Below are 20,483 nucleotides of genomic sequence, written 5' to 3' on the forward strand. Positions count from 1 at the left end.
CCGAAATGCCTCACTCGTCCTCGAGTCGGAACCCCACCTTCAGCCCGACCTGGAAGTGCTCGACCTCGCCGTCCTTGGCGTGCCCCCTCACCTGGGTGACCTCGAACCAGTCGATGTGGCGCAGCGTCTGGCCCGCGCGCTGGATGCCGTTGCGGATGGCCTGGTCGATCCCGTCGGGCGAGGTGCCGACGATCTCGGTGACTCGGTAGGTGCGGCTGGACATGGCGACTCCTGGGGGATGGGATCCCGGTCTCGCGCGACCGGTCGGGTGTTGCCTCGAGGGTAGCGACGTACGATTGACCCATGGCCGACCGCGATGCCATCCGCATCACCAGCGCGGCCGCGAATCGCTCCGATGACCTCGCGGCACGTCAGCGCCGCTATGCGATCTCGATGACGCTGCGCACCGTGTGCTTCATCGCGGCGGTGCTCGTGGGGCCCGGCTGGCTTCGCTGGGTCCTCATCGCCGGCGCGGTGTTCCTCCCCTACGTGGCCGTCGTGCTGGCCAACGCCGGTGACACCCGGGACGACCCCTTCGACGTGCCGGGCACCGGCGCCGCGCACGAGCTGGAGGGGCGGGAGCAGCAGGAGCTGGGCCGCACGCAGAAGGACCCCGAGCACTGACCCACGACACTCCAACTTCACCGATTCGTCGCGTTGGTTTTGCCTGTGAGTCGTGCAAGAATCAACTGCGCGAGCACGGCATCCCCCGTCTGTGCTCGCCTGAGGTGCCGGATGGCTCCCCCCGTGGCTGTCCGGCACCTCCCCATCTCCGGCCAGGACGTCTCCTGTCGGTGCGCAGAGAGGGTGAGCGGTCTTGTCGCCAGAGACGATGACCTGCTCCGCCAAGGGGTGTCAGGCTGCGGCCAGGTGGCAGCTGCTGTGGAACAACCCCAAGATCCACGCTCCCGAACGGCGCAAGACCTGGCTGGCCTGCGAGGAGCACCGTGGGTCGCTCTCGGACTTCCTGGGCGCGCGAGGGTTCCTGCGCGGGACCGAGCCCGTCGAGGACGACTGAGGGCGTGCCCCGGTGGCGGCTACGGCCGCCCTCACCCTCCGATGGCCGACATCGGCCGGTCGGGCTGCAGGAACGACTCGTCGTCGATGCCGTGGCCGGCGCGCTTGCCACGCATGGCGATGACCCAGCGCTCCGCCAGCTCGTCATCGCTCGCACCGGCCCGCATGGCCGAGCGCAGGTCCGACTCCTCGCGCGCGAACAGACAGTTGCGGACCTGTCCGTCTGCGGTGAGGCGCACGCGGTCGCAGTCGCCGCAGAACGGCCTGGTGACCGAAGCGATGATCCCGACGGTCGCCGGGCCTCCGTCGACGTCGAACAGCTCGGCAGGTGCGCTGCCACGCGGGGTGCCACTGGGAGTGAGCGCGAAGTCGGCCGAGAGGCGCTCATGGATCTCGTCCGCGGTGACCATCTCGGCACGGCTCCAGTCGTGCTGGGCGTCCAGCGGCATCTGCTCGATGAATCGCAGGTGGTAGCCGCGCTCGATCGCCCACGCCAGGAGCTCGCCGGCCTGGTCGTCGTTGACGCCGCGCAGCAGGACCGCGTTGAGCTTGAGCGGCCCGAGCCCGGCGGCGGCCGCAGCCTCCAGCCCTGCCACCACGTCAGCCAGGCGGTCGCGACGCGTGATCGTCGCGAAGGTGTCGGGGCGGATGCTGTCGATGCTGACGTTGAGGCGATCGAGGCCGGATCGGGCCAGTGCCTCGGCGGTGCGGACGAGGCCCAGGGCATTGGTCGTGAGTGCCGTCTCGACCCCGAGGGCGTGAGTGCGGCCGACGATGTCGACGAGGCCACGGCGCAGGAGCGGCTCTCCCCCGGTGAACCGCACCTCGGTGATGCCCAGCCGCTCGACCCCCACGGTGATCAGGCGCACGACCTCGTCGTCGGTGAGGGTCTGCTCGGTCGGCATCCAGTCCAGGCCCTCGGCGGGCATGCAGTAGCTGCACCGGAGGTTGCACCGGTCGGTGAGGGACACCCGCAGGTCGGTGGCCACCCTGCCGAAGCGGTCCGACAGCTGGAGCCGGGGCTGCTGGGATGCGGTCACGCTCGCCAGTCTAGGCCGGTGCCGGGCGCATCCGCCCGACGGATAGCCTCGTGACGTGCGAAGACTGCGGTTCCTGCTCACTCGACGGTGGTTGGTCTTCGCAGTCGTCGTGGTCGGCCTCGCGTGGGTCGCATGGCGCCTCGGTGAGTGGCAGTTCCACCGCCTGGAGGAGCGCCAGGACCGCAACGCCGCCATCGAGCGCAACGAGATCGCGGGCCCGGTCCCCCTGACGGACGTGATGGCCGCCGGCCGGCCACTGGCCGGGTCCGACGAGTGGCGCGTCGTCGAGGCGACCGGCACCTACGCCGTCGAGGACACGGTGGTGGTGCGCTACCGCACCCGCGACGGAGCTGCAGGGGTCGACGTCGTGGTCCCGCTCGAGCTCGACAACGGCACGAGCGTCCTGGTCGACCGGGGCTGGTTCGCGACGGAGAACCGCGGCGCGACCCCGGACGACGTACCCGAGCCGCCGCCGGGAGAGGTGACGGTGACGGGCTGGGCCAGGCAGGACGCCACCGGCGACAGCACCGTGGTGACCGACCAGTCCACCCGCGCGATCAGCAGCAAGCAGATCGGCGAGGCGCTCGACCGCGACCTCGTCGGAGGGTTCGTCGCGGCGTCGTCGGAGACACCCGAGGCGGAGCGCCCCCTCGAGCCGCTTGAGGCACCTGAGCTCGACGACGGCCCGCACTTCTTCTACGGGCTGCAGTGGTGGTTCTTCGGGGCGCTGGCCGTCTTCGGCTTCTTCTACCTGTTGTACGACGAGATGCGCGGCGGGCGTGGACCCGCCGGCCGTCGGCCGCGGGAGACGTCAGAGCGTCCGCAGCAGGCCCCCGTCGACCGGGAGCATCACGCCGTTGACGAATGAGGCTGCCGGCGACAGCAGGAACGCCGCCGCCCGGCCGAACTCCTCGGGCTCCCCGTAGCGACCCAGGGGGATCTGGGACTCCGCCGCGGCCCGTGCCGCGGCGGCGTCGCCCGTCGAGGCGTCGAGCTCGGTGACCCGCTCGGTGCTGATGCGACCGGGCATGAGGCCGTTGACCCTCACGCCTCGCGGGCCGAGCTCGTCGCTGAGCGTCTTCGCCACCATCGCCAGACCGGGCCGGAGTCCGTTGGAGATCGCCATCTCCGGCAGGGGCGACCGGACGCTGGAGGAGAGGACGAGGGCCAACGAGCCGCCGGACGGCAGGGCCGTGCCGATGTCACGGGAGAGGCGGATCGCACCGAGGAACACCGCCTCGAACGAGGCTGTCCACTGCTCGTCGGTGATCTCGGTGACCGGCCCCTTCGGGGGCCCGCCCACGCTGATGAGTGCGCCGTCGACGCGACCCCAGGCCTGCTCGGCCGCCTTGAGCAACCGCGAGGGGGTGCGTGCGTCCGCGTTGTCCGCCTCCACCGCGACGGCGGTGTTGCCGCCACTGCCCTCCGACAGCTCGGCGACGGCGGCGTCGAGCGACTTCCGCGACCGCCCGGAGATCACCACCCGGGCGCCCTCCGCGACGAGTGCGTCGGCCGTCGCGCGGCCGAGTCCTCGCGCACCGCCGGTCACGATGAAGACGCGCTCTGCTAGGTCGAGGTCCACGCCCCGAAACTACTACTTCTGCGCGGCGCCGGAGTGGGTCGCCCGGAACTGCGTCGCGTGGAGCGTGGCGTAGAGCCCCCTGCTTGGAGCAGCTCGTCGTGGGTGCCCGACTGGACGACCCTGCCCTCGTCGAGGACGAGGATCAGGTCTGCCTCTCGCACCGTGGAGAGGCGGTGGGCGATCACCAGGGACGTCCGACCGGCGAGAGCAGCGTCGAGGGCATGCTGGACGGCCATCTCCGACTCGCTGTCGAGGTGGGCGGTGGCCTCGTCGAGGACGACGATCGGCGGTGCCTTCAGCAGCAGCCTCGCGATCGCGAGCCGCTGTCGCTCACCGCCGCTGAGGCGGTAGCCGCGATCACCGACCACCGTGTCGAGGCCGTCGGGCAGCGATCGCACCAGGAAGGCGATCTGCGCGGCCTCCAGCGCGGCCCAGATGTCGGCGTCGCTCGCGCCGGGTCGTGCGTAGAGCAGGTTGGCCCGAATGGTGTCGTGGAACATGTGGGCGTCCTGGGTGACGTAGCCGACGGTGTCCTCCAGTGACTGGAGGGCGACGTCGCGGACGTCCCACATGCGATCACGGTTGCCGACGCGCACCGCACCCGAGCCGACGTCGTACAGCCTGGCCACGAGGTTGGTCACGGTGGTCTTGCCGGCACCGGAGGGACCCACGAGCGCGATCATCTGCCCGGGCTCGGCGACGAACGACAGGCCGCGGAGCACCTCGACGTTGTCTCGCTGCTCGGCTCGCGCCACCACTTCCAGCGACGCCAGCGAGATCTCGTCGGCCCGCGGGTAGCGGAACGACACGTCGTCGAACTCGAGCCGCTGGGCGTCTGCCGGCAGGGAGACGGCGCCGGGCTTCTCCTGGACCATGCTGGGGAGGTCCAGGAGCTCGAAGACCCGCTCGAAGCTGACGAGCGCGGTCATCACGTCGATGCGCACGTTGGAGAGGCCCTGCAACGGTCCGAGGAGCCTCACCAGCAGCGTCGAGAGGGCCACCAGGGTCCCGACCGTGATCGTGCCGCTCATCACGAGGTTGCCGCCGACGCCGAACACGAGGGCAGTCGCCAGGGCTGGCACGAGGAGCATGGCCGCGACGAAGACCCGCTGGACGAGCGAGATCCGCACGCCCAGGTCGCGCACCACCGCCGCCTTGGCCTGGAAGTTGCGGTCCTCCTCCTCGCGCCGACCGAACAGCTTCAGCAGCATGGCGCCGCCGACGTTGAACCGCTCGGTCATCGTGTTGCCGAGGTCGGCGTTGCCGTCCATCTGCCTGCGCGTCAGGCCGGCGAGGCGGCTGCCCACCCAACGCGACGCGACCAGGAGGACCGGGAAGAGCGCCAGGCACAGCAGCGTGACCCGCCAGCTGAGGGCCAGCATGGCGATGCCGACCACGACCACCGAGATGGCGTTGGAGACCGTGCCCGACAGGGTCGAGGTGAAGGCGCGCTGCGCGCCGATGACGTCGTTGTTGAGGCGGGAGACCAGGGCGCCGGTCTGGGTGCGCGTGAAGAACGCCAGCGACTGACGCTGGACGTGCGCGAACACCTGGGCTCGCAGGTCGAAGATCAGCCCCTCGCCGATGCGCGAGGAGAGGTATCCGGTGGCGACGCTGAACAAGGCACCGACCACGGCCACGACGGCCATCAGGACTGCGAGCAGGGTGACGAGCCCGCGGTCGCCCTCGGCGATGCCGTCGTCGAGGAGCTTCTTGACCAGCAGGGGCGGGATGACCACGAGCCCGGCGTCGATGACGGTCAGGACCATGAAGACCGTGATCTGGGCACGCAGGGGGCGGGCGAAGCCGAGCACCCGACGGACGGTCTCGCGCCCCAGTGGATGCTGCGCGACAGAGCGGTCCGCCCTCATGTGGCGGAACGCCGGTCCCATGCCGTGCATCCCGGACAAGCGCTCTCCCTCCGGTCGTCGACCTCTCGCCGAACCGCGGGGTGAACCGCCGCCGGCGCTGGTTTGTTCCCCGGTCCTAGCCCGCGAACGCCGCGACCAGGGCGCGGAAGCGCTGCACCTGCGCCTCCCGCTCCAGGCGGCACTGGTCGTCGAGGCTGCGGCTGTCGGCTCCCTGCAGCAGCGCCTTGGTGGCGGGTACGACGCCGGGCATGGGGGCGCACAGGGCGCTCGCCAGCTCTGCCACGGCAGCGTCCAGGCCGTCCGCCGGCACGACACTGTTGGCCAGGCCGATGGCGAGGGCCTCCTCCGCCTCGACGAAGCGAGCCGTCGCACAGATCTCCAGGGCGCGCGCGTAGCCGACGTGCTCGACCAAGGGCTTGGTGCCGGTGAGGTCGGGCACCAGGCCCAGCGCCGACTCCTTCATGGAGAACCTGACGTCGTCGGCCACGACACGCAGGTCGCACGAAAGCGCCAGCTGGAAGCCCGCGCCGATCGCGTAGCCGCGCACGCCCGCGATCGAGACGAACCGGGGGTCCCGGAGCCACGTGAAGCCCTCCTGCAGCCCGCCGATCCAGTCGGCCAGCTCGGCGTCGCCGAGAGCGACCCGGGCAGCGACGCCGTCGGGCGTGGAGGGGTCGAGCATGGCTCGGTCGAGCCCGGCGGAGAAGGTGTCGCCGGCCCCGGTGAGGACCACGACCCGCACCTCGTCGGGGATCGAGCGGCCCAGCTCGGCCATCGCCTGCCACATGGCCGGGGTCTGCGCGTTGCGCACGCTCGGACGATCGAGGGTGAGGGTCGCGACGGGGCCGTCCACCTCGAAGCGCAGGCCGACGGAGGCGAGGTCAGGAGAAGTCATGGCGGACATCATCCCAGCCCCGTCAGGCCAGTGACACGAGGTCCGCGTAGTCCTCGCTCCACAGGTCCTCGTCGCCGTCGGGCAGGAGCAGCACACGGTCGGGCTCGAGCGCACGGACCGCGCCCTCGTCGTGGGTGACCAGGATGATCGCGCCCTCGTAGGTGCGGATCGCGGCAAGCACCTCCTCGCGCGACGCAGGGTCGAGGTTGTTGGTCGGCTCGTCGAGCAGCAGCACGTTGGCGCTGGAGACCACGAGGGACGCCAGGGCCAGCCGGGTCTTCTCGCCGCCGGACAGGACCGCGGCCGACTTGTGCGCGTCATCGCCCGAGAAGAGGAACGACCCGAGCACCGAGCGTGCCTCGCTGTCGGTCAGCTGCGGTGCGGCGGACTGCATGTTCTCCAGGACGGTGCGGCCGGTGTCGAGGGTCTCGTGCTCCTGGGCGTAGTAGCCGAGCTTGAGGCCGTGGCCGGGGACGACGCGGCCTGTGTCGGGCTGGTCGACGCCGGCGAGGATGCGCAGCATCGTGGTCTTGCCGGCGCCGTTGAGGCCCAGGATCACCACGCGCGAGCCGCGGTCGATGGCGAGGTCGACGTCGGTGAAGACCTCGAGCGAGCCGTAGGACTTGGAGAGCTCCTCGGCGGTGATCGGGGTCTTGCCGCAGGGCGCCGGGGCCGGGAACTTGATACGGGCGACCTTGTCGGCGGCGCGCTCGCTCTCGAGCCCGGCCACCATCTTCTCGGCGCGCTTCAGCATCGACTGGGCCGCGGTGGCCTTGCTGGCCTTGGCGCGCATCCGGTTGGCCTGGTCGGTGAGCGTCTTCGCCTTGCTCTCGGCGTTGGCCCGTTCGCGCTTGCGGCGACGCTCGTCGGTCTCCCGCTGGGTGAGGTAGTTCTTCCAGCCCATGTTGTAGACGTCGATCTCGCCGCGGTTGGCGTCGAGGTGCATCACCTTGTTGACGGTCGCCTCGAGCAGGGCGTTGTCGTGGCTGATCACGATCAGCCCGCCGCGGTGGGACTTCAGGAAGTCGCGAAGCCACACGATCGAGTCGGCGTCGAGGTGGTTGGTGGGCTCGTCGAGCAGCAGCGTCTCGGCGCCTGAGAACAGGATGCGCGCGAGCTCGACACGGCGCCGCTGACCGCCCGAGAGCGTCTTGAGCTGCTGGTCGAGGATGCGCTTCTCGATGCCGAGGCTGCTCGCGATCTGGGCCGCCTCGGACTCAGCCGCGTAGCCACCGCCCGCGTGGAGCTCAGCATCGGCCCGGGTCCAGCGCTTCATCCCGCGCTCGTGGACCACGGGGTCCTCGGAGGCCATCTCGTCCTCGGCCTCGCGCATGCGACGTACGACGTCGTCGAGCCCGCGTGCGGAAAGGATCCGGTCGCGTGCCAGGACCTCGGGGTCGCCGATCCGCGGGTCCTGCGGGAGGTAGCCGACGTCGCCGTTGGTGATGACCTTGCCGGAGGCAGGGAGCGCCTCTCCGGCGAGGATCTTGGTCAGGGTCGTCTTGCCGGCGCCGTTGCGCCCCACGAGACCCACCTTGTCGCCAGCGGCGATCCGAAAGGTGACGTCCTCCATGAGGAGCCGTGCGCCCGCTCGGACCTCGAGCTTCTGGGCGGTGATCATCAGGGGTCCCATCCTACGGAGGTCCGCCCCCCGTGCTGGCATCGACGATGCTGGGTACAGCAGGGGCTAACCTGCTAGCCACACGCAGCAGCCCCGTCGAAAGGCACTCCCTCATGCGGTTCAACCCCAAGGCAGACATCAGCGGAGGTCGGGTTCGCGACGTCGGAGGCGGCGGGGGCGGCCTCGGTGGCGGAGGCATGCGACTGCCCATTCCTGGCGGCAGCAAGGCCGGCGGAGGGCTCGGCGGCCTGCTGATCATCGTGCTGTTCGTCGTGCTCACCCAGTGCGTCGGCGGCGGGGGCGGCGGACTGCCCACCCCGGGCGGCACGGGGATCGACCCACAGGGGCAGAACGGCCAGGCGCAGGGCATCGACAGCGGCGACGAGCGCTACGCCAACTGCAAGTCGGGGGCGGACGCCCAGGAGGACGTCGACTGTGCCCGGGTGGCCGTCGTGGCCTCACTGGAGCAGTACTGGGCCACGACACTTCCGGAGCAGGGCACGCAGTTCCAGCCGTCCCAGGTCAACACCTTCAGCGGCGGGGTCGGCACCGGGTGCGGCCAGGCGTCGTCCCAGGTGGGACCGTTCTACTGCCCCGCAGACCAGCAGATCTACCTCGACACCACGTTCTTCCGCGACGTGCTGGAGGGCCAGCTGGGCGGTGAGGGCGGCGCGTTCGTCGAGCCCTACGTGCTCGCCCACGAGTATGGCCACCACATCCAGAACCTCATGGGCACGATGGGCCGCGTCCGCACGCAGAAGGGCCCCGAGTCCGATGCCGTACGGCTCGAGCTCCAGGCCGACTGCTACGCCGGCATGTGGACGAAGGACGCCAGCGACGGTGACGGGATCTTCGTCGGGCTGACCGACCAGGACATCACCGAGGCGCTCGACGCCGCCAAGACCGTCGGCGACGACCGCATCCAACAGAAGTCCGGCCAGGGCGTCGACCCCGAGGGCTGGACCCACGGCTCGTCCGAGCAGCGCATGCGGTGGTTCACCACCGGCCTGGAGCAGGGCTCCCTGGAGGCCTGCGACACGTTCGCGGCCAGCCAGCTCTAGCCGAGCAGCGCCTCGATCTGGTTGACCTGGCGCTGCATCGAACGGATGTAGGGCGCCACGCTCGGGTGGCGGAACTTCCCGAGCAGGGCGCCCTCGCCCTCGGCGACCCGGGCGAGCGCCCAGTCCAACCGGGTGAAGGCGGTGTAGACGGCCGTCACCCGCGCTCCCGTGAGCACCTGGGAGGGGTCGGCCAGGCCCCCGGGCAGCGCGGCCACGTAGGCCTCGGCGAGCGGTTCGAGCTCCTCGCGGGTCGAGAGCGAGAGGTAGCCGAGGTCGGATCCCACCGGGCCCGTGCCCAGGTGGGCCCAGTCGATCGCCACGGCGTGGTCGCCGTCCCGTCCGGGCACGTTGGCCGGGGAGACGTCACCGTGCTGGGCGACCTGGGGCAGGCGATCGGCGCGGTCGAGCCAGGTCGAGCGGCGCTCCCACAGGTGCTCGGCCACGTCCGCGACCGGGGTGCGGGCCAGTGTGCGCCAGCCGCCCCGCCGCTCCACCAGCGCCAACCGGGCACGCAGCTGGCCACGTGCGAGCCACGGGTGACCGCCCAGGGAGACCTCTGCGAACCGCCCCAGGCTGGCGGCGAGCCACAGACCGGAGGTCTCCTGACGTCGCACCCGACGGTGCACCAGCGTCACGCCCGCGTCGTCCTCGTCCACGCGCACCACCGGGGCCTCGCGCATCCCGGGTGCGTCCTCGACGACACCACTGAGCGCGACGTCCGCGGCGCGACGCCAGTAGTTCACGTCGGCAGGGTCGAAGAGCCCCGGGTGGTCGTGGGGCTCGGGCCTGGCGAGCCGCTTGACCACCACGTCGACGCCGTGCTCGGTCGCTGACCACACGCCCGCGGACGCCGGGCCGGCACCCGGCAGCCGCTGCCACCCGGGCTCGGGTTGCCACATGGCGGCGAACCTAGCGCACCTCGGCGTTGTCGACCTCGACCTGGAGCGCCTGCGCGTCGAGGATCGCCGCGTCCAGGACGCTGCGGCGAGGATCGGGCACCGCCAGCCAGGGACCGACGACGACCACGCCGCGCAGCCGGGGGTCGGCGAGCACCTCCTCGACCGCGCCCCTGTCGCCCCCGGCCACGACAGGGCCGGGCTGCAGGATCCTGGCTGCGTGGTCCGCGGCAGCCTCGTAGGCCTGCCGGGCCTGGTTGTCCCGGCGGCGTGCGAAACGCTGCTGGCTCTGGCCGCCCGCCTTGGTGCGTCCCTGGACGTGCCGTCGCCCGATCTTGTGCTCCGCCAGGCGTTCCTCCTCGAGCCGGGCCACGGCGAAGCCGCCCTTGCGCACCAGAAGCACGCCCCAGGAGCCCGGCGGGACGACCCGGGCGAGGAAGGAGTCGACGTCGGGCGCGTCGTCGTACGACACCTCGAACGGGAGGCGTGCGACGAAGCGCGACCCGTCGGGGGCGGCGCCCCGCAACCCTCCGTCGGACACCGACAACGACGCAGGTCCGTGACGGTCTTCGAAGTTGGCGACCCAGCGAGCCAGGCGCTGGGGCGGCACGAGGACGAGTGGCATGGCCTAGAGGAAGTCGAGCGGGTCGAACTCGTCGATCGGGATGATCTTCACGCGGGGCAGCGGGGTGTTGAAGGCGCCGATGTCGTACTCGAGGTCGATCAGCCGCACGCCCGGCAGCCCGCGGAACGCGGAGTTCACGAACTCGCCGAAACCCACCACGCCGACCTGTCGGGTGCCGTCGCACAAGCGCGCCACCTGGTCGACGAAGTCGCCGTCGTGGCTGACGAGGAGCACGTCGGCCTCGCGGTCCACGAGGGCCTCGGCGGTGCGCTGGATCGCGATGTCGACGACCTTGCCCTCACCGCTGAGCGGGATGGGCCGGAACCCGATCGCGTTCAGCGCCTGCACGAAGCTGATCGGCAGCTCCGTCCCGGCGGCCAGGAAGAACAGGCCGCTCGCGGACTGGTCGAAGGATCGCTCCGCCCACTCCAGGACGCGGTCCCAGCGAGGTCGCTCATCGGGTCGGGGGCGCCGTCCGAGGATCGAGTTGCCCAGGGTCGCGTCGATGTTCTCGCCGTCGACCAGCACGTAGGTCATCCGCTCCGCCACGCGACGACTCTCCCACACCTCGCGGTGTCAGGCTGGTTGGTAGACCACCCGGAACGACTCCACGAGTGCGTCGCCGGCGCGGGTCACCTCGGTGGTCTGCACGAGGGCGCGCGGTCGGCCGTCGGAGTCGAGCACGATCGCCAGGGTGCCGACCTCGGGGAGCTCGTCGCCGTAGTCCTCCGCCGGCGCCGACAACGAGGCCTTCCCCGTGATGAGCAGGGCCTCCAGCTCGTCGTCCGCCTCACCGCTGGAGGCGTCGAACGACCAGGTGGGAGGCGGGACGCTCTCCATCGCCGTCTGGCCGAAGTAGCCGGGCGCAGGATTGAGCTTGGCGTGGAACCGGGCGAGGTTCCAGAAGGCGTCGACGTCGTCCTGGGGCTCGTCCGGTGCGCTCATGTCCAGAGGATAGAGGCCCGGACCGCAGCAGCTGTTGGGACGCTCCGGGACATGCTCCGGCCGCACCCGGGTACCCCCACGCCATGAGGGACGACGACGCGCAGACCGACCAGGACCGCCGGCACGAGCGCGAGGCGCTCACCCAGCAGGTCAACGAGGTGCTGGCCGAACGCGGCGTGCGGTTCGGGGGCGAGGACGGTCACCCGTTCCGCGCCGACCCGCTCCCCCGCCTCCTCGACAAGGAGGAATGGCGGCGCCTCTCCGACGCACTGGCCCAGCGCATCCGTGCCCTCGACGCGTTCGTCTCGGACGTGTACGGCGCCCGCACGTGCGTGGCCGACGGCGTGGTCCCCGAGCGGGTGCTCCAGGGCACTCCCTACCTCGAGCCGGACCTGCAGGGCCAGGCACCGCGGGGCGGCGCCTGGGTCTCGATCGGCGGCTTCGACATCGTCCGCGACGACGACGGCACGCTGCTGGTCCTCGAGGACAACCTCCGCACGCCGTCGGGGATCGCCTACGCGATGGCGGTGTCGGAGACGGTCGCGGCGGTGCGGGGGCTCGAGCCGCCCACCGGGCTGGAGGAGGCGACCCACGCCCTGCGACGGTGCCTGGAGAGCAGCAACCCCGGGTCCGAGGGAGCGCTGGTCCTGCTGACCGACGGTCCGGTCAACACCGCCTACTACGAGCACCAGCGCCTGGCCGAGGAGGCGGGCCTCCTGCTCGTCACCCCGGGCGACCTCCGTCGTACCGGCACCAGCCTGACGCTCGCCGACGGCAGCCCCGTGCGCGCGGCCTACCGGCGGACCGAGCAGGACAGCATCAACGCCGGCGGCGAGCGGACGCCGATCGCGGAGCTGCTCCTCGAGCCCTGGCGCGCAGGGGCCGTCGGGATGGTGAACTGCTACGGCACGGGCGTGGCAGACGACAAGTCGGTCTACGCCTACGTCGAGGACATGGTCCGCTACTACCTCGACGAGGAGCCCCGGATCGGTTCGGTGCCGACCTACGACCTGCTCGACCCCGCCCGTCTCGAGGAGGCACTCGACCGCCTCGAGCAGCTGGTCGCCAAGCCGCGCGACGGCGCCGGCGGCGCGGACGTCCTGATCGGACCTGCCGCATCACCCGAGGAGCTGGAGTCGACGAGGTCAGCCCTGCGGGCCCACCCGGAGAACTGGATCGTGCAGCACGTGGTGAGCCTGTCGACCCAGCCGACGGTGATCGACGGGAAGGTGCAACCGCGACACGTCGACCTGCGGCCGTTCGCGTTCTACGACGGCGAGCAGGTGACGGTGCCCACCGGCGGTCTCACCCGGGTCGCCCTCGAGGAGGGCGAGATGGTGGTCAACTCCTCGCAGGACGGCGGGGCGAAGGCCACCTGGGTGGTCTGAGGAGGCGCTGGCCGCTCTCAGACGTTGAAGCCGAGGGCGCGCAGCTGCTCACGGCCGTCGTCGGTGATCTTGTCCGGGCCCCACGGCGGCATCCACACCCAGTTGATGGCGACGTCGTTGACCAGCCCCTCGAGCGCCGACTCGGTCTGGTCGGTGATGACGTCGGTGAGGGGGCACGCAGCCGAGGTGAGCGTCATGTCGAGCACGACGTTGGAGCCCTCGTCGAGGTGGACGTCGTAGACGAGGCCGAGGTCGACGACGTTGATGCCCAGCTCAGGGTCGACGACGTCCTTCATCGCCTCGGTGACGTCGTCCTTGGTCACGGTGGAGACACCTCCGGCGGCGCTGACCGCCTGGGGCACCTCGGGCAGGTCGCCGTGGTCGACGGGAGTGTGGTCGATCGGGCTGCTGTCAGTCATGAGCTCTCCTTCGAAAGAGTCTGGGACGTGGCGTCCTTCCAGGCCATCCAGCCGAGCAGGGCGCACTTGACGCGTGCGGGGAACTTCGCGACGCCGGCGAACGCGATGCCGTCCTCGAGGACGTCCTCGTCGGGCTCCACCTGGCCCTTGCCCTGCATGAGCGTGAGGAACGACTCGTGGATCCGCATCGCTTCATCGACCGGCTTGCCGATGACCAGGTCGGCCATCACCGACGCCGAAGCCTGCGAGATGGAGCACCCCTGGGCGTCGTACGACACGTCGTCGACGACACCGTCCTCGACGTGCACCCGCAACGTGACCTCGTCACCACAGGTGGGGTTGACGTGGTGCACCTCGGCCTCGAAGGGCTCTCGGAGCCCTGCGTGGTGGGGGTTCTTGTAGTGGTCCAGGATGATCTCCTGGTAGAGCGTGTCAAGGTCCATCAGGTCAACCCACCTTGAAGTAGGAACGTGTGTGGTGGAGTCCCTCGACGAGTGCGTCGATCTCGGCCGGCGTCGTGTAGAGGTAGGACGACATCCGCGTCGAGGCCTGCACGCCGAAACGTGCGTGTGCCGGCTTGGCACAGTGGTGGCCGGCGCGCACCGCGATCCCGCGTGAGTCGAGCACCTGGGCGATGTCGTGGGGGTGGACCTCCTCCAGCTCGAACGCGATCGCGCCCCCGCGCTCGGAGGCCGTCAGCGGCCCCAGCACGGTCAGGCCCGGGACCGTCTGCAGGCCCTCGAGCGCGTAGGCGGTGACCGCCTGCTCGTGGGCGTGGACGGCGTCCAGCCCGATGTGCGCGAGGTAGTCGACTGCGGCTCCGAGGCCGACGGCCTCGACGATCGGCGGGGTGCCGGCCTCGAACCGGTGCGGGGCCTTGGCATAGGTCGAGCGCGCCATGGTGACGGTCTCGATCATCTCGCCCCCGCCGTGGAAGGGCGGCAGCTCGTTGAGGAGCGCCTCGCGACCCCAGAGGACGCCGATGCCGGTCGGGCCGCACACCTTGTGCCCGGTGAACACCAGGAAGTCGCAGCCGACCTCCTGGACGTCCACGGGCAGCTGGGGCGCTGCCTGCGAGGCGTCGATCACCGAGAGTGCACCGTGTGCCCGGGCACGCACGACGAGGTCGACGACGGGGTTGATCGTGCCCAGCATGTTGGACACCCAGGTGAACGCGACCACCTTGGTGTGCTCGTCGACCAGCTGGTCGGCGTTGGTGAGGTCGAGGTGACCGTCGTCAGTGATCCCGAACCACCGGAGCTCTGCGCCTGAGCGCTCGCAGGCGAGCTGCCACGACACGATGTTGGAGTGGTGCTCCATCTCCGTGATCACGACGTTGTCGCCCGGACCGAGCTCGATGGTGCGAGCGAGGAGGTTCAACGCCTCGGTGGCGTTCTTGGTGAAGACCACCTCGTTGCGCGAGGCGGCGTTGAGGAACGACGCGACCTTGTCGCGCGCGTCCTCGAAGGCCTCCGTGGACTCCGCCCCGAGCTGGTGCATGGCGCGGGCGATGTTGGCGTTGTGCCTCTCGAGGTGGTCGACCATCGTGTCGATGACGACCTGCGGCTTCTGGGAGGTGTTCGCGCTGTCGAGGTAGACCAGCGGGAACCCACCCGCGAGCGTGCGCTCGAGGATCGGGAAGTCCTTGCGGATGACTTCCAGCTCGGGGAGGAGGCCGGGCAGGGTCATCAGACCGCCGCAGTCCTGACGTACTTGTCGTAGCCCTCTGCCTCGAGCTGGTCGGCCAGCTCGCGGCCCCCGGACTCCGCGACCTTGCCGTCGACGAAGACGTGGACGAAGGTCGGCTCGATGTAGCGCAGGATCCGGGTGTAGTGCGTGATCAGCAGGACGCCCTTGCCCTCGCGCGCGCGGAAGCGGTTGACGCCCTCGGCGACGACCTTGAGCGCGTCGATGTCGAGGCCGGAGTCGGTCTCGTCGAGGACGGCGACCTTGGGGTCGAGGAGCTCCAGCTGGGCGATCTCGTGGCGCTTCTTCTCACCACCGGAGAAGCCCTCGTTGACCGAGCGCGTGCCGAAGGTGGGGTCCAGGTCGAGCGCCTGGAGCGCGGTGTTGACGTCCTTGACCCAGGTGCGGAGCTTGGGGGCCTCGCCGTCGATCGCGGTCTTCGCGGTGCGCAGGAAGTTCGACACGGAGACGCCGGGCACCTCGACGGGGTACTGCATGGCGAGGAAGAGACCCGCCCGGGCCCGCTCGTCGACCGACATGGCCAGCACGTCGGCGCCGTCGAGCGTCACCGAGCCACCGGTCACGGTGTACTTGGGGTGCCCGGCGATGGAGTAGGCCAGCGTCGACTTGCCCGAGCCGTTGGGACCCATGATCGCGTGGGTCTCGCCGTCCTTGATGGTGAGCGTGACGCCCTTGAGGATCTCCTTCGGGCCGTCCTCGGTCTCGACGGTGACGTGCAGGTCCTTGATGTCCAAGGTGGTCATGAGGGGGTGACTCCGTTCAGGGTGGTGTCGACGTCGACGTACACGTCTCCAGAGCGCACGTCGACAGGGAAGGTGGAGACCGGCTCGGTGGCCGGGAGGTTGGTGGGCTTGCCGGTGCGCAGGTCGAACATCGACCCGTGCAGCCAGCACTCGATCTGGCAGTCGGCGACCTCGCCCTCGCTCAGCGCCACCTCGGCGTGCGAGCAGAGGTCCTGCAGCGCGAAGACCTCCTCGCCGTTGCGGGCGACCGCGACCTCGAGGTCGCCGATCGTCACGGCGAGAGCCTGGTCGGCCGGGACCTCGTCGAGGGAGCAGGCGCGCACGAACGTCATGAACCGGCCCCCGCGATCTCCTTGAGGACGTTCTTGGCGAGCTCGGCCTCGACCGTGGTCAGCAGGCGGTCCTCGATCGAGGGGACGCCGACCTTGCGGATCAGGTCGTTGAAGAACCCGTGGACGACCAGACGCTGGGCCTCCTGCTCGGACACGCCGCGCGACTGGAGGTAGAAGAGCTGGTTGTCGTCGAAACGAGCGGTGGCGCTGGCGTGCCCGGCGCCCTCGATCTCGCCCGTCTCGATCTCCAGGTTGGGGATCGAGTCGGCCTGGCAGCCGTCGGTGAGCACGAGGTTGCGGTTCTCCTCGTAGGTCTCGATCCCTTCGGCGATCTTGCGGATGAGGACGTTGCCGACCCACACCGTGTGGGCCTTCTCCCCCTGCAAGGCCCCCTTGTAGACCGCGTGGCTCTTGGTCCGCGGGGCGTTGTGGTCGGCGAAGATCCGGTGCTCGATGTGCTGGCCGGCGTCGGCGAAGTAGAGGCCGAGGAGCTCGGCGGAGCCGCCGGGCCCGTCATAGGTGACGTTGGCGTCCATCCGCACCACGTCCCCGCCGAAGGAGATCGCGGCGTGCTTGTAGGACGCGTCGCGACCGACCAGCGCCTGGTGGTGGGAGAGGTGCACCGCGTCGTCGGCCCAGTCCTGGATCGAGACGACTGTGACGTCGGCGCCCTCGCCGACCACGATCTCGACGACCGCCGCCACAGCGGCGGAGCCGGTGTGGTTGACCACGACCACCGCCTTGCTGTGACGACCGAAGCGGAGCACGACGTGACCACCGCTGGTCACCGTGGCGTCGGTGCCGTCGACCTCGAGGACGATGGGCTCGGTGGCCTCAAGCTCGGCCGGGACGTCGACGAGCAGCGTGGCGGGAACCTCGGCCAGGACACGCGCGGCGAAGCGGGTGTTGGGCGCCCAGCCGCTCACCCCGCGCAGTGCCCGGGCTTCCTCACCCGTCACCGGCCCCACGTGGACGCCGTCGGGTGCGGTCCACGAGGTCCTGGTGTTGCGACCGTCGAGGGGAGCGTCGGCGTGGAGCTGCTTGAGCCGCTTGAGCGGGGTGAACCGCCAGATCTCCTCGCGACCGGTCGGCACGGGGTTGTCGGCGACCTCGAAGGAGCCCACCGGGTTGAGGTGGCTCTCGACCTTGTCCTGCTCCAGGGCGGAGCGGACCGAATCAGTGGTGACTGTCACTACATCTCTTTCTACGGGTACGGCGCTGTGCTTGTCTTGCTTCGGACGCTGCGGGGCTCGCCTCCGCCGGACCTCGTTGCTCGGCCCGGCTCCGGCTCACTCCTCGGTCCTCAGCCGACGGCCCCTTCCATCTGCAGCTCGATCAGGCGGTTGAGCTCGAGGGCGTACTCCATGGGGAGCTCCTTGGCGATGGGCTCGACGAAGCCGCGCACGATCATCGCCATCGCCTCGTCCTGCTCCATGCCACGCGACATGAGGTAGAAGAGCTGGTCGTCGGAGACCTTGGAGACGCTGGCCTCGTGACCCATCGACACGTCGTCCTCGCGGATGTCGACGTAGGGATAGGTGTCGGACCGGCTGATCTGGTCGACCAGCAGCGCGTCGCACAGGACGTTGGACTTGGAGCCGTGAGCGCCCTCGTTGACCTGGATGAGGCCGCGGTAGGACGTGCGACCACCGCCGCGGGCCACCGACTTGCTCAGGATGGAGCTCGAGGTGTTCGGTGCCGCGTGCACCATCTTGGCGCCGGCGTCCTGGTGCTGGCCCTCGCCGGCGAACGCGATCGAGAGCGTCTCGCCCTTGGCGTGCTCACCCATCAGGTAGATCGCGGGGTACTTCATCGTGATCTTGGAGCCGATGTTGCCGTCGACCCACTCCATCGTGGCGCCCTCCTCGCAGGTGGCGCGCTTGGTGACGAGGTTGTAGACGTTGTTGGACCAGTTCTGGATGGTCGTGTAGCGGCAGCGGCCACCCTTCTTCACGATGATCTCCACGACCGCGGAGTGCAGCGAGTCGGAGGAGTAGATCGGCGCGGTGCAGCCCTCGACGTAGTGCACGTAGGCGCCCTCGTCGACGATGATCAGCGTCCGCTCGAACTGCCCCATGTTCTCGGTGTTGATCCGGAAGTAGGCCTGCAGCGGGATGTCCACGTGGACGCCCGGCGGGACGTAGATGAAAGAGCCGCCCGACCACACGCTGGTGTTGAGCGCGGAGAACTTGTTGTCACCGACCGGGATGACGGTCGTGAAGTACTCCTTGAAGAGCTCCTCGTGCTCCCGAAGCGCCGTGTCGGTGTCGACGAAGATGACGCCCTGCTCCTCGAGGTCCTCACGGATCGAGTGGTAGACGACCTCGGACTCGTACTGGGCGGCGACGCCGGAGACCAGGCGCTGCTTCTCGGCCTCGGGGATGCCGAGCTTGTCGTAGGTGTTCTTGATGTCCTCGGGGAGGTCCTCCCACGAGGTGGCCTGCTTCTCGCTGGAGCGGACGAAGTACTTGATGTTGTCGAAGTCGATCGTGGAGAGGTCGGAGCCCCACGTCGGAAGCGGCTTGCGGTCGAAGAGCTTGAGCCCCTTGAGGCGCAGGTCGAGCATCCACTGCGGCTCGCTCTTCTTCGCCGAGATGTCTCGGACGACCTCCTCGCTGAGGCCCCGGGTGGCTGCGGAACCGGCCTCGTCGGAGTCGGCCCAGCCGAACTCGTAGCGGCCGATGCCCTTCAGCTCGGGGTTCAGCTCTTCGATGCTGAGGTTCTGGGCAGTCATGCCTTCTCCTTCTTCGGGGTCTGGGGGATGCAGGTCGTGCACACGCCGTCGCCGTGGGCGATGGTGGCGAGCCGCTGGACGTGGGTGCCGAGCACGAGGCCGATCGCCTCGGTCTCGGCCTCGCACAGCTGCGGGAACTCATGGGCGACGTGGGACACGGGGCAGTGCTGCTGGCAGAGCTGGTCGCCGACGGGCAGCTCCCGCACGCTGGCGGCGTAGCCCTCCGCACTGAAGACCCTCGCCAGGGCCTCGGCAGGACTCAGGGTCGGGTCCTGGGCGATCACGTCGGCGTAGTCGCGCCCCACGAAGGCGACGCGCCTGCGCGCGAACTCGACCACGGCCTGCTCCCCGCCGGTCTCGGCGAGGAAGCGGAGGGCCTGCACAGCGAGGTCGTCGTACTGCTGGTCGAACTGGTCGCGCCCGCTCTCGGTGAGGGCGAAGACCCGGGCGGGCCGTCCGCGGGTGCGGCTGCCGTAGACCTTCTTCTCGCGCGACTCGACGATGCCCTCCTCGACCAGGTGGTCGAGGTGGCGGCGCACAGCGGCCGGCGTGAGGGCGAGCCGACCGGCCAGGTCGGCGGCGGTGGAAGGGCCGTTCTCGAGGATCGACCGAGCCACGCGCTCACGCGTGGGAGCGTCCCCCTCAGGGGGCGCCGTCGTCGTCCTCATGAATTCCACAACGCCAGTGTGTCGTTAATGCTTCCCCCGCTTCAAGGAAGGCTCCCCTAACATGGCGTGGGTCACGAGCGCGGACTGCGGTTGAGCACCTCGTCGCCGGAGAGATCGGTCTCGAGGCTGGCCTTCTCCCGGAACTCGTTGGCGACCTCGAACCGAAGGCGCGCCGGTCCGGCGGGCGGATCCCCGACGTCCACCGACACGTGGCTCACGTCCTCGACGCCCAGCGTCGTGCGCGCCGCCTCCGCCGTCTCCACCAGCGCTGCGGCGTCGACGTCGGCGAGGTCCACCAGCTGCCCCTGGGGGACGCCGCCGCGGTACCAGAGCGAGAACTCCTTCCCGTCCCAGCCAAAGGTCTCCGAGTGCATGCCGTCATCGGTCGGCACGGTCACCAGCGCCCGTTCGTCGGTGATCTCGGCCTCGACGACCTCGGTGGTCCCGAAGGTGTCGTCGACCTCGTCGACCAGACGCTCGATCCCCTCCGGTGCAAGGATCGGTCCCGGGTCGTCGGGACCCGTCACGATGCCCATCACGACTGCGGCTGGAACGGTCACCGTGAGCAGCCCCAGGAGCAGCTTCATCCAGCGCGGAGTCGCGTCCCACCGCTGCTTGGACTCCCTCCAGCTCCGCGGCCGTCCGGTGAGGACGACGCTCCCCGGGGTCGAGCCACCCACATCCGGCTCAGCCAGGCGCAGGCCCGGCGGCAGCTGCAGGTCCGAGACAAGGGGCCTGAGGTCGTCGAGCCCCTCGGCGGTGAGTGCCCGGGACACGCGTTCCTCGCGCTCGGCGTCGTCGAGCTGACCCTCCACGTAGGCGGTGGTCAGCGCCTCGACCACGCGGTCTCGGTCTGCCGAGCGGGCGCGCTTCCGCTGGTGGCGGGACATGGCGGAACCCTAGCCCCGGGCGACGCGGCGCCTGAGGCACTGCGTCCCC

Annotated in this window: 24 protein-coding genes; 5 read left to right on the plus strand and 19 right to left on the minus strand. The window is 70.2% G+C overall.

Annotated elements, in window-relative coordinates; all coding sequences use genetic code 11:
- Positions 1 to 10: 10 nt before the first annotated feature.
- Complete coding sequence (locus EXE58_RS17985) at positions 11 to 223, minus strand: dodecin (RefSeq protein WP_135269117.1); 213 nt, start codon at positions 221 to 223, stop codon at positions 11 to 13.
- 80 nt (positions 224 to 303) lie between these two features.
- Here EXE58_RS17985 and EXE58_RS17990 point away from each other — a divergent pair, with 80 nt between their 5' ends.
- Positions 304 to 624: a DUF3099 domain-containing protein gene (locus tag EXE58_RS17990; RefSeq protein ID WP_135269118.1), complete on the plus strand. Its 321-nt coding sequence runs from the start codon at positions 304 to 306 to the stop codon at positions 622 to 624.
- 193 nt (positions 625 to 817) lie between these two features.
- Positions 818 to 1,018: an acetone carboxylase gene (locus EXE58_RS17995; RefSeq protein WP_425271663.1), complete on the plus strand. Its 201-nt coding sequence runs from the start codon at positions 818 to 820 to the stop codon at positions 1,016 to 1,018.
- A gap of 31 nt (positions 1,019 to 1,049) precedes the next feature.
- Here EXE58_RS17995 and moaA read toward each other — a convergent pair whose 3' ends face one another.
- Entirely contained in the window at positions 1,050 to 2,057 is a 1,008-nt protein-coding gene (gene moaA, locus EXE58_RS18000) for a GTP 3',8-cyclase MoaA (RefSeq protein WP_135269119.1), read from the minus strand.
- A gap of 55 nt (positions 2,058 to 2,112) precedes the next feature.
- Here moaA and EXE58_RS18005 point away from each other — a divergent pair, with 55 nt between their 5' ends.
- On the plus strand, positions 2,113 to 2,925 hold the full coding sequence (locus EXE58_RS18005) for an SURF1 family cytochrome oxidase biogenesis protein (RefSeq protein ID WP_135269120.1): 813 nt from the start codon (positions 2,113 to 2,115) through the stop codon (positions 2,923 to 2,925).
- On the opposite strand, the gene EXE58_RS18010 is transcribed toward EXE58_RS18005, so the two are convergent.
- The 4 genes from EXE58_RS18010 to EXE58_RS18025 all read right to left on the minus strand — a co-directional run bounded on the left by EXE58_RS18010 (position 2,869) and on the right by EXE58_RS18025 (position 8,026).
- A complete protein-coding gene (locus EXE58_RS18010; protein ID WP_135269121.1) occupies positions 2,869 to 3,639 on the minus strand; it encodes an SDR family oxidoreductase in 771 nt (256 codons plus the stop codon). The genes EXE58_RS18005 and EXE58_RS18010 overlap by 57 nt on opposite strands.
- Complete coding sequence (locus EXE58_RS18015) at positions 3,624 to 5,540, minus strand: ABC transporter ATP-binding protein (protein ID WP_135269691.1); 1,917 nt, start codon at positions 5,538 to 5,540, stop codon at positions 3,624 to 3,626. Before EXE58_RS18015 ends, EXE58_RS18010 begins: the two co-directional genes overlap by 16 nt.
- A gap of 85 nt (positions 5,541 to 5,625) precedes the next feature.
- Positions 5,626 to 6,405 (minus strand): enoyl-CoA hydratase/isomerase family protein, encoded by a 780-nt coding sequence (locus EXE58_RS18020; RefSeq protein WP_208544073.1) that lies wholly within the window; start codon positions 6,403 to 6,405, stop codon positions 5,626 to 5,628.
- A gap of 22 nt (positions 6,406 to 6,427) precedes the next feature.
- Complete coding sequence (locus tag EXE58_RS18025) at positions 6,428 to 8,026, minus strand: ABC-F family ATP-binding cassette domain-containing protein (RefSeq protein ID WP_135269123.1); 1,599 nt, start codon at positions 8,024 to 8,026, stop codon at positions 6,428 to 6,430.
- A 113-nt stretch (positions 8,027 to 8,139) separates the two neighbouring features.
- Between EXE58_RS18025 and ypfJ the strand changes: the two genes are divergently transcribed.
- Positions 8,140 to 9,087 carry a KPN_02809 family neutral zinc metallopeptidase gene (ypfJ, locus tag EXE58_RS18030; protein ID WP_135269124.1) on the plus strand — a complete coding sequence of 316 codons (948 nt, stop codon included), beginning with the start codon at positions 8,140 to 8,142 and terminating at the stop codon, positions 9,085 to 9,087.
- Here the strand turns inward: ypfJ and EXE58_RS18035 are convergent.
- Genes EXE58_RS18035 through EXE58_RS18050 form a run of 4 tightly spaced genes read right to left on the minus strand, consistent with a single transcriptional unit; the run spans position 9,084 to position 11,553 of the window.
- Complete coding sequence (locus tag EXE58_RS18035; RefSeq protein WP_135269125.1) at positions 9,084 to 9,986, minus strand: aminoglycoside phosphotransferase family protein; 903 nt, start codon at positions 9,984 to 9,986, stop codon at positions 9,084 to 9,086. The genes ypfJ and EXE58_RS18035 overlap by 4 nt on opposite strands.
- A gap of 10 nt (positions 9,987 to 9,996) precedes the next feature.
- A complete protein-coding gene (locus EXE58_RS18040; RefSeq protein ID WP_135269126.1) occupies positions 9,997 to 10,608 on the minus strand; it encodes an acVLRF1 family peptidyl-tRNA hydrolase in 612 nt (203 codons plus the stop codon).
- A gap of 3 nt (positions 10,609 to 10,611) precedes the next feature.
- A complete protein-coding gene (locus tag EXE58_RS18045; RefSeq protein ID WP_244242307.1) occupies positions 10,612 to 11,157 on the minus strand; it encodes an NYN domain-containing protein in 546 nt (181 codons plus the stop codon).
- A gap of 27 nt (positions 11,158 to 11,184) precedes the next feature.
- Positions 11,185 to 11,553 carry an ASCH domain-containing protein gene (locus tag EXE58_RS18050; RefSeq protein WP_135269127.1) on the minus strand — a complete coding sequence of 123 codons (369 nt, stop codon included), beginning with the start codon at positions 11,551 to 11,553 and terminating at the stop codon, positions 11,185 to 11,187.
- Positions 11,554 to 11,636: 83 nt separating this feature from the next.
- Here EXE58_RS18050 and EXE58_RS18055 point away from each other — a divergent pair, with 83 nt between their 5' ends.
- Positions 11,637 to 12,941, plus strand: coding sequence for a circularly permuted type 2 ATP-grasp protein (locus tag EXE58_RS18055; protein ID WP_135269128.1), 1,305 nt, complete (start codon positions 11,637 to 11,639; stop codon positions 12,939 to 12,941).
- 17 nt (positions 12,942 to 12,958) lie between these two features.
- On the opposite strand, the gene EXE58_RS18060 is transcribed toward EXE58_RS18055, so the two are convergent.
- The 9 genes from EXE58_RS18060 to EXE58_RS18100 form a co-directional block, all read right to left on the minus strand.
- A complete protein-coding gene (locus tag EXE58_RS18060) occupies positions 12,959 to 13,360 on the minus strand; it encodes a metal-sulfur cluster assembly factor (RefSeq protein ID WP_135269129.1) in 402 nt (133 codons plus the stop codon).
- Positions 13,357 to 13,803 (minus strand): Fe-S cluster assembly sulfur transfer protein SufU, encoded by a 447-nt coding sequence (gene sufU, locus EXE58_RS18065; protein WP_135269130.1) that lies wholly within the window; start codon positions 13,801 to 13,803, stop codon positions 13,357 to 13,359. The genes EXE58_RS18060 and sufU overlap by 4 nt, the downstream gene beginning before the upstream one ends.
- 4 nt (positions 13,804 to 13,807) lie before the next feature.
- Complete coding sequence (locus tag EXE58_RS18070; protein WP_135269131.1) at positions 13,808 to 15,049, minus strand: cysteine desulfurase; 1,242 nt, start codon at positions 15,047 to 15,049, stop codon at positions 13,808 to 13,810.
- Positions 15,049 to 15,810: a Fe-S cluster assembly ATPase SufC gene (sufC, locus tag EXE58_RS18075; RefSeq protein ID WP_135269132.1), complete on the minus strand. Its 762-nt coding sequence runs from the start codon at positions 15,808 to 15,810 to the stop codon at positions 15,049 to 15,051. Before sufC ends, EXE58_RS18070 begins: the two co-directional genes overlap by 1 nt.
- Complete coding sequence (locus EXE58_RS18080) at positions 15,807 to 16,142, minus strand: non-heme iron oxygenase ferredoxin subunit (RefSeq protein ID WP_135269133.1); 336 nt, start codon at positions 16,140 to 16,142, stop codon at positions 15,807 to 15,809. Before EXE58_RS18080 ends, sufC begins: the two co-directional genes overlap by 4 nt.
- Positions 16,139 to 17,335 (minus strand): Fe-S cluster assembly protein SufD, encoded by a 1,197-nt coding sequence (sufD, locus tag EXE58_RS18085; RefSeq protein WP_135269134.1) that lies wholly within the window; start codon positions 17,333 to 17,335, stop codon positions 16,139 to 16,141. Before sufD ends, EXE58_RS18080 begins: the two co-directional genes overlap by 4 nt.
- A gap of 110 nt (positions 17,336 to 17,445) precedes the next feature.
- Positions 17,446 to 18,876, minus strand: a complete 1,431-nt coding sequence (sufB, locus tag EXE58_RS18090; RefSeq protein WP_135269135.1) for a Fe-S cluster assembly protein SufB — start codon at positions 18,874 to 18,876, stop codon at positions 17,446 to 17,448.
- Positions 18,873 to 19,544, minus strand: a complete 672-nt coding sequence (locus tag EXE58_RS18095; RefSeq protein WP_135269136.1) for a helix-turn-helix transcriptional regulator — start codon at positions 19,542 to 19,544, stop codon at positions 18,873 to 18,875. Before EXE58_RS18095 ends, sufB begins: the two co-directional genes overlap by 4 nt.
- Positions 19,545 to 19,615: 71 nt before the next feature.
- Positions 19,616 to 20,434 carry a DUF1707 SHOCT-like domain-containing protein gene (locus EXE58_RS18100; RefSeq protein ID WP_135269137.1) on the minus strand — a complete coding sequence of 273 codons (819 nt, stop codon included), beginning with the start codon at positions 20,432 to 20,434 and terminating at the stop codon, positions 19,616 to 19,618.
- Positions 20,435 to 20,483: the final 49 nt, after the last annotated feature.

It is taken from the genome of Nocardioides seonyuensis, from assembly GCF_004683965.1.
Lineage (GTDB): Bacteria > Actinomycetota > Actinomycetes > Propionibacteriales > Nocardioidaceae > Nocardioides > Nocardioides seonyuensis.

Bases quoted from the DNA above. Each gene is read 5' to 3' on its own strand.
- EXE58_RS18100 (WP_135269137.1), bottom strand. From the start codon at position 20,434: ATGTCCCGCCACCAGCGGAAGCGCGCCCGCTCGGCAGACCGAGACCGC.
- EXE58_RS18060 (WP_135269129.1), bottom strand. From the start codon at position 13,360: ATGACTGACAGCAGCCCGATCGACCACACTCCCGTCGACCACGGCGAC.
- sufB (WP_135269135.1), bottom strand. From the start codon at position 18,876: ATGACTGCCCAGAACCTCAGCATCGAAGAGCTGAACCCCGAGCTGAAG.
- EXE58_RS18040 (WP_135269126.1), bottom strand. From the start codon at position 10,608: ATGCCACTCGTCCTCGTGCCGCCCCAGCGCCTGGCTCGCTGGGTCGCC.
- sufU (WP_135269130.1), bottom strand. From the start codon at position 13,803: ATGGACCTTGACACGCTCTACCAGGAGATCATCCTGGACCACTACAAG.
- EXE58_RS17985 (WP_135269117.1), bottom strand. From the start codon at position 223: ATGTCCAGCCGCACCTACCGAGTCACCGAGATCGTCGGCACCTCGCCC.
- EXE58_RS18055 (WP_135269128.1), top strand. From the start codon at position 11,637: ATGAGGGACGACGACGCGCAGACCGACCAGGACCGCCGGCACGAGCGC.
- EXE58_RS18070 (WP_135269131.1), bottom strand. From the start codon at position 15,049: ATGACCCTGCCCGGCCTCCTCCCCGAGCTGGAAGTCATCCGCAAGGAC.
- EXE58_RS18080 (WP_135269133.1), bottom strand. From the start codon at position 16,142: ATGACGTTCGTGCGCGCCTGCTCCCTCGACGAGGTCCCGGCCGACCAG.
- EXE58_RS18095 (WP_135269136.1), bottom strand. From the start codon at position 19,544: ATGAGGACGACGACGGCGCCCCCTGAGGGGGACGCTCCCACGCGTGAG.
- EXE58_RS18050 (WP_135269127.1), bottom strand. From the start codon at position 11,553: ATGAGCGCACCGGACGAGCCCCAGGACGACGTCGACGCCTTCTGGAAC.
- ypfJ (WP_135269124.1), top strand. From the start codon at position 8,140: ATGCGGTTCAACCCCAAGGCAGACATCAGCGGAGGTCGGGTTCGCGAC.
- EXE58_RS18035 (WP_135269125.1), bottom strand. From the start codon at position 9,986: ATGTGGCAACCCGAGCCCGGGTGGCAGCGGCTGCCGGGTGCCGGCCCG.
- EXE58_RS17990 (WP_135269118.1), top strand. From the start codon at position 304: ATGGCCGACCGCGATGCCATCCGCATCACCAGCGCGGCCGCGAATCGC.
- EXE58_RS18025 (WP_135269123.1), bottom strand. From the start codon at position 8,026: ATGATCACCGCCCAGAAGCTCGAGGTCCGAGCGGGCGCACGGCTCCTC.
- EXE58_RS18020 (WP_208544073.1), bottom strand. From the start codon at position 6,405: ATGACTTCTCCTGACCTCGCCTCCGTCGGCCTGCGCTTCGAGGTGGAC.
- sufC (WP_135269132.1), bottom strand. From the start codon at position 15,810: ATGACCACCTTGGACATCAAGGACCTGCACGTCACCGTCGAGACCGAG.
- EXE58_RS18015 (WP_135269691.1), bottom strand. From the start codon at position 5,540: ATGCACGGCATGGGACCGGCGTTCCGCCACATGAGGGCGGACCGCTCT.